This window comes from Crocosphaera sp. (assembly GCF_030064895.1).
Classification (GTDB): Bacteria; Cyanobacteriota; Cyanobacteriia; order Cyanobacteriales; family Microcystaceae; genus Crocosphaera.
In genome coordinates, this window is sequence record NZ_JASJEB010000080.1 from 21921 (window position 1) to 28717 (window position 6797).

Consider the following 6797-nt stretch of genomic DNA (forward strand, 5'->3'; position numbering starts at 1 on the left):
GATTTAACACTGTTAAGTCCTTCATTTATTGGGTTAAAAATAGAGGATTGAAAAAATTAATCGCCTTTAATTTATTGCTATTGAATATGGTTAAGTCCTTTTCTATAAGATTCTATTCGGTATTGTTAATTGTTAATTATTAATTGCTGAAGTGGATAATTTTTGATAAGCTCAAGTAAGCAGATCAATTGATAATCTGCTTACTTGAGCTTATGGAAGATATCAAAAACTATCGTAACCAATCTCCCGATCTCCGAGATAGTCTAACAAACGCACCTTTTTTTAGTGAGTTACCAGAAGCAAGTTTAGAACTGGTAATGAGTCACGCTGTGCTTCGTAGTCATCCGGCCAATCGTGTGATTCTTCTGGAAAACGACTGGGGAGGCTCTGTTTATTTTATCCTAGACGGATGGGTAAAGATTCGTACCCATAATGTTGATGGGAAAGAAGTAACCCTCAATATTGTGGGTAAAGGAGAAGTGATCGGCGAAATGGCCGCTTTAGAAGAGGCCCCTCGCTCAACCGATGCTATTACCCTAACCCCAACTACTATTAGTAGCATTCCTGCACAGGATTTTGTTACCCTTCTTAAAAGTGATCCCGTTGCCGGAATTCGACTAGCCCAAATTATGGCTAAGCGTCTGCGTCAACTTAACCGACGTTTAAGGTTAAGAGAAGCGGATAGTCTCTCACGGGTGGCTGATACCCTGTTATTCTTGGCTGAGGGACAGGGAAAACAAACCGCTCAAGGTGTAGCAATTCCTAATCTACCCCATCGAGAATTAAGTAGTATCAGTGGGTTGGCCAGGGAAACAGTGACGCGATCGCTGACTAAATTAGAAAAAAAAGGTTTAATTAAACGAGAAAATGATATTCTCTGTATTTTTTCCCTGGAGTCTCTAGAAAAAATTATTTCTTAAGTATATATGGATGAATCCAACTGGGTAGATCAAGGAGATGAGTTGATCAATAAACCTCAACCGACCCCTCCCAAAATTATAACCCCCCCTTTAAACCCAAAATCTGCCAAAATTCGTCAAACTTTGACGATGGTGGAAACTGCTTTTTTCGCCAGTGCAGGCAGTTTAATCTGGTTAATTGACTATTATTTTCCCCTTGGTCCACTATTAAAATTATTTTTCCCTGTTCCTATTGCTTTACTCTATCTACGATGGGGAAAGCGTTCTGCGTGGATGGGGGCTTTAGTCTCAGGGTTATTGTTAACGGTGTTGATGGGTCCTACTCGTAGCATTGTCTTTTTGATTTCCTATGGACTGATGGGGGTTCAGTTGGGGGCATTTTGGCGTAGAAATCTCCCTTGGGAGTTTTCTTTGATTACAGGGGCCTTATTGGGTACCTTTGGCTTCTTTTTTCGTTTCTGGTTATTCTCTATTCTCTTGGGGGAAGATTTATGGCAATACATCACCAATCAGATGACTGGGTTGGCTGAATGGATATTTTTACGCTTAGGAGTTTTGGCACAACCTAGTTCTGTTTTTATCCAAGCACTAGCAGTTTTTATTATTTTTGTCAACAGTATTGTTTATATATTTGCCGTGCATTTGGTGGCTTTATTAGTATTAGATAAACTGGGCAATCCTATTCCTCGTCCTCCTAAATGGGTAAGGATTATTTTAGATTATGAATAAGTCATTTCATTTATCATTTATCATTCGTTTGGAAGTAGGCTTGAAACCTCTCCCAAACTTCTTTCTCCCTAAAGGGAGAGGCTTGAAACCAAAATGAAAGATGTTCAATGTTCAATGTTCAATGTTTGGTCAATTTTTTGCATTGAGATTGTCACTAATATTTGAGGATAAAGCGTGATGAAAATTATCAAATATTTACTTGTTTTTGGTTGTTTTTTTTATCCTTATGGACAAATTTTAGCCCAAGGAAGATTTGATCGCCCTAGTTTTTTTCGTGATGGCCAACGTTCAATGGAACAGGAAATTCAACGATTACAAGAACAATCTTCTCCTGATAATGTTGAACATCCTTCTCAGCTATTAACCATTGAAACGGAAGAACTTCGTTGGCAAAAAGTTGTCTTTCAGGATGGTAATTTTTCTGTTTGGATACCTCAAGGACTACAAAGTTCAGAAACGGTTATCATTAGTTTGGGTGAGGGTAATTTATCTTTTGAGGTTGTGGCCTCTCATCCCCAAAATTATCGTTTTGTTGCTGCTTATTCTCATAGTTTAGAACCCAAGCAAATTGTAGATTCAGAACAATTACTAAATCAAGTTAAAGAGGGAATAGTAAAGGAAACTAATTTTGATTTACTAACAGATGAAAATATAGTTTGGCAACAATATAATGGGAAAAAGTTAACTATGAAGGATGAGGACGAATTAATTAGTTTTCGAGTTTATTTAATTAATAATAGGGTTTATATTTTGGCTGGTGGACAGAGTTATAATAATCAGAGTATATCAGAAAATATCGTCAGTTTTTTTGATTCTTTTCGTCTTCTCTGATTAATAAGTTGACAAGCTGTTGAAATTGTTTAACTTTATTAATCCATCCCTGTAACAAATAATTAGTTTTATATTCTACTAGCTAAATATAAGTTAAGAGTAAAATTGCATTTTTCTTAAAAACAAGTTTCTTAACTGATTATTTCACAGATTTTTTCTGTCGTCGCATTCCTTTAGTTAAATAAGCTAAAACAAAAACAGTTAATCCCATCATGGCATATTGGAAATATTGAGTGGTTGCAGTTGCTGTTAAAACTAACAAAAGAACCCATACCCAGTTGGGCAATTTTTTAAACATTGATACTTACCTCCGTTCGATTAAGTATAAGCTAGAGAATTACTCGAGTTTATTATTATATTTCGATTCAGTTAGTGTGGGAAGTGTGGGAAGTGTGGGGAGTGTTGACATTTTCATGTTTAATCTATGGAAATGAAAACTACTTTTAACTTCATAAAAGAAAATAGCGAGTTCTGATTTTGTATATATTTTGCGCTATCCTTGAAAACATCAGGCCCAAGAAGAAAAATTAATAGCCTTCACCAACCCTGCACTTTTAGGGTAGGGATTGCCTAGACCAATCTAAGTGACGTAAGAGGTGAATACCGCATTGAGACACAGCTTGGTACACACTTCCGAATGCTTCCCTAGTTCGGAGTATCTGTAAACCTAATTGGTTAGGTGCTATTGGACAGGACATCTTAGTTGTGTTGCGGGAGGGGACTTTAAACGAGTTTGCGGGTCTCGGCCTTATCGGTTTTTAAAAACTCGCTTCCCGCAAGGGAACTGTAAAGCCGTCCTGCAAGGCTTGCCCTGAGCTTGTCGAAGGGACGGGGTTTCAAACCCAAAATTTCTGATGAAAAAACTATTATTCCTCATCCTATTTATAGTAGGTTTATGGGTTGCTCTAGCCAATTTTAAAGGACTAGCAACCCAAGGCAACTACGAATCAATTATTGTTAATTTTCGTGAAGATGTTTCCACAACAACCCTCAGCCAACAAATAGAAGCGATCGCTTCTAACTATAACCAATCTCTAAGTCTCAATAGTGTCTATGCGATCGACGAACATATTTATACTTTAACAGGAGACAAAGAACTCTTAAAAAATCTCAAAAAGTCCCCTTTAAACGAGTATGTAGATTATATCGAACCCAACTACATTTATAGTGCTTTAGAATCACCCAACGACCCCGACTATAGTAAACAGTGGAACTTGCATAATATCCATGTAGAAAGGGCTTGGGAAGAAACCAAAGGGGAAGGGATAATTGTCGCGGTTATCGATAGCGGAGTTAGTCGAGTTCCAGACTTACGCCAAACAGAATTTGTTCCCGGTTATGACTTCGTTAACGATCGCAAAGATGCTAGAGACGATAACGGCCACGGAACCCATGTAGCCGGAACCATTGCCCAATCCACCAACAATAATTATGGTGTGGCTGGGGTTGCCTATCATGCCAAAATTATGCCCTTAAAAGTGCTATCCGCACAAGGTGGAGGTAGCGTTTCTGATATTGCTGATGCCATTCGCTTTGCAGCAGATAACGATGCTGACATCATTAACATGAGTTTAGGGGGTGGTGGCGAAAGTCAGGTGATGAAAGATGCCATCGACTACGCTTATGACAAAGGTGTGGTGATTATTGCTGCTGCTGGTAACAGTAACCAAAATGCTGCTTCTTATCCTGCCAGATACCCCAAAGTAATCAGTGTTTCAGCCTTAGATGCAACTGGCAAAAAAGCACCTTACTCTAACTATGGCGCAGGGGTTGACATTTCTGCCCCAGGTGGTAGCGAAGAAGGTAAAATTCTTCAAGAAACCATCGATTCGAGTACAGGGGAAGCGGTATTTAAGGGGTTCCAAGGAACCAGTATGGCTGCCCCTCATGTAGCTGGAGTTGCTGCTTTAATCAAAGCCACGGGAGTTAAGGAACCCCAGGAAATTTTCGCAGTATTAACCCAGTCCTCTCGCAAAGTAGAAGAGGATAAGTTTAACTATTATGGGTCGGGTCAATTAGACGCAGGAGAGGCGGTTAAACTAGCCGTTAAAGGACAAATTACGTTTCGTGACTTCTTCCGTTGGTTAAGGGATAGTGGCTACTTAAACCCCCGTTTTTGGATTGATGGTGGCATGGTTGCATTGTTACCAAAACTGTTAATGGTGTTAGGGTCTTATTTACTTGCCTTCTTGTTACGTAACTATTTTCCTTTCTCTTTCGGCAGTCCTTTTAATTGGGGTTTAGTGTTAGGTAGTTCTGGTTTATTTTTCTTACAAGGAATCTATATTTTTGACCTACCTCAATGGCCGTTTCGTGTCATGGGTAGTTCTATTCCAGAGTTAGCTAATTCTATCGAAGGGACAAGTTTATTAAATCCCTTTTTAGCTAGTGTTTTAATACCGTTTGTTTTAGTGGCTATCTTGTTAGGTCATAATAGCTGGAAATGGTTTGCTATTGGTACCAGTTTAGGGGTAGCAGGTTGTTTAACTGTTCATGCTATTATGTCTCCTGCGGTGATGGCAATGCCATCTCTAGAGGTTTCTCGGGCATTTTTAGGGGTTAATGCTTTCCTTTGTGTTGGCTTAGCTTGTTTGGCTAGTAAGAAGTCTTAGGAACTTGAGTTAGGAGTTAGGAGTTAGGAGTTAGGAGTTCGGATATTTTTGATGTAATATTTGTAGGGGCTTAATAATATTAAGCCCTTTTTATTTTTTTCCAACTAAGTATCATAAACAAGACAATGACAAATTTAAAAGGAAAAGTCGCTTTAGTAACTGGTGCAACCAGAGGTATTGGTAAAGGTATTGCTATCGGTTTAGGGGAAGCCGGGGCAACGGTTTATATTACTGGACGTACTTTAAACAGTGACAAGAGTTCGGAGTTCGGAGTTCGGAGTTCGGAGTTTGGGGATGTTATTAGTGATAATCTGTCAGGCAGTTTATTAGAAACGGAAAAAGCCGTCAATGAAGCAGGAGGAAACTGTATTGCTGTCCAAGTTGATCATAGTGATGATGAACAAGTTAGGTTATTATTTGAACGCATTAATAAGGAACAAAATGGACAATTAGATATTTTAGTTAATAATGTTTTTTCAGGGGTACAAGCTATTAGTAATGCTTCTGGTAAACCTTTCTGGAAACATGACCCTAGTTTATGGGATACTATCAATAATGTTGGGCTTCGTAGTCACTATGTTGCTAGTATTTTTGCAGCACGTTTGATGAGTGAACGGCAACAAGGACTAATTTTTACTATTTCTTCTTGGGGTGGTTTATCCTATATTTTTGGGGCAGCTTATGGAGTAGGAAAAGCAGCTTGCGATCGCTTGGCCGCAGATATGGCAGTGGAGTTAAAAGCGGATAATATTACTTCTATTTCTCTTTGGCCAGGTATTGTGGGAACGGAACAAATGTTAAAGTTTTTTCCACAGATAAATGAGCGAGATGATAGTAAGTCTGAAAATGCTAATTTTGGAGACTATTATAACTGGGAAACTCCTCTATTTACGGGTCGAGTTATTGCTGCTTTGGCTGCTGAGAAAAATACTATAAAATCAACAGGAAAAGTACAAATTATTGCTGAGTTGGCTAAACGATATAAAATTGTGGATGAAAAAGATAATCGTCCTGTTTCTTTACGTTCTTTACGCTTTATTTTGGCCAATGCTATCCCTGCTTTAAAACAGTATGCTTTTTTAATTCCAGATATTTATATTCCTTGGTTTATTTTACAATTAACAATGGTTAAATCTCCTAAAATTTAGTTCTGAGTTCGGAGGGCGACTTCGTCGTGCTATGCAGCGGAGTTCGGAGGTTAGAATTGATATGACAGATAATCAAGACATTAAAGAAAGAACATTGACTTTTGCCGTCAGAGTAGTCAAACTTTGTCGTTTTCTTCATGAGAAGGGTGGGATAGAGAGAATTCTGTCATCTCAACTTATCCGTAGTGGTACTTCCATCGGGGGTAATGTAAGAGAAGCGCAGTCTGGACAGAGCGATAGAGATTTTTTACATAAAATGGAAATCGCTTTAAAAGAAGCCAGAGAAACTGAATATTGGCTCATTGTTTTAGTTGAGTGAGGAGGCATTCATGAAAACAAGGTAAAATCTCTTACAGAAGAGATTGATGTCATCATCAGGATTCTAGTAACCATTACAAAAAACGTCAAGAAAAAACTCAGAACTCGTAATTAAGTAGCTGATTGACATACTCCCACCACTAATTGCTCCGCGCTTGTGTAGCAATATAGTGGGGGATTCTCTCCGTATCACTACTAGAGATTCCTTGTTCAACGAGACAACTTAGATTATCAATGTT

7 protein-coding genes are annotated in these 6797 nt (G+C 38.5%); 6 read left to right on the forward strand and 1 reads right to left on the reverse strand.

The features are described from left to right. Positions 1-212 precede the first annotated feature (212 nt). The 3 genes from QNJ66_RS16785 to QNJ66_RS16795 all read left to right on the forward strand — a co-directional run bounded on the left by QNJ66_RS16785 (position 213) and on the right by QNJ66_RS16795 (position 2480). Positions 213-920: a Crp/Fnr family transcriptional regulator gene (locus QNJ66_RS16785; RefSeq protein ID WP_300508926.1), complete on the forward strand. Its 708-nt coding sequence runs from the start codon at positions 213-215 to the stop codon at positions 918-920. A gap of 6 nt (positions 921-926) precedes the next feature. After that, positions 927-1649, forward strand: a complete 723-nt coding sequence (locus QNJ66_RS16790) for a DUF2232 domain-containing protein (protein ID WP_300508928.1) — start codon at positions 927-929, stop codon at positions 1647-1649. Positions 1650-1826: 177 nt separating this feature from the next. Then, positions 1827-2480 (forward strand): hypothetical protein, encoded by a 654-nt coding sequence (locus QNJ66_RS16795; RefSeq protein ID WP_300508929.1) that lies wholly within the window; start codon positions 1827-1829, stop codon positions 2478-2480. Positions 2481-2619: 139 nt separating this feature from the next. On the opposite strand, the gene QNJ66_RS16800 is transcribed toward QNJ66_RS16795, so the two are convergent. Beyond that, positions 2620-2778 carry a hypothetical protein gene (locus QNJ66_RS16800; protein WP_300508930.1) on the reverse strand — a complete coding sequence of 53 codons (159 nt, stop codon included), beginning with the start codon at positions 2776-2778 and terminating at the stop codon, positions 2620-2622. Between the two features lie 556 nt (positions 2779-3334). Between QNJ66_RS16800 and QNJ66_RS16805 the strand changes: the two genes are divergently transcribed. The 3 genes from QNJ66_RS16805 to QNJ66_RS16815 all read left to right on the forward strand — a co-directional run bounded on the left by QNJ66_RS16805 (position 3335) and on the right by QNJ66_RS16815 (position 6559). Beyond that, positions 3335-5092: a S8 family peptidase gene (locus QNJ66_RS16805; RefSeq protein ID WP_300508931.1), complete on the forward strand. Its 1758-nt coding sequence runs from the start codon at positions 3335-3337 to the stop codon at positions 5090-5092. Between the two features lie 125 nt (positions 5093-5217). Further along, positions 5218-6240, forward strand: coding sequence for an SDR family NAD(P)-dependent oxidoreductase (locus QNJ66_RS16810; protein WP_300508932.1), 1023 nt, complete (start codon positions 5218-5220; stop codon positions 6238-6240). 61 nt (positions 6241-6301) lie between these two features. Beyond that, positions 6302-6559 carry a four helix bundle protein gene (locus tag QNJ66_RS16815; protein WP_300508934.1) on the forward strand — a complete coding sequence of 86 codons (258 nt, stop codon included), beginning with the start codon at positions 6302-6304 and terminating at the stop codon, positions 6557-6559. Positions 6560-6797 lie beyond the last annotated feature (238 nt).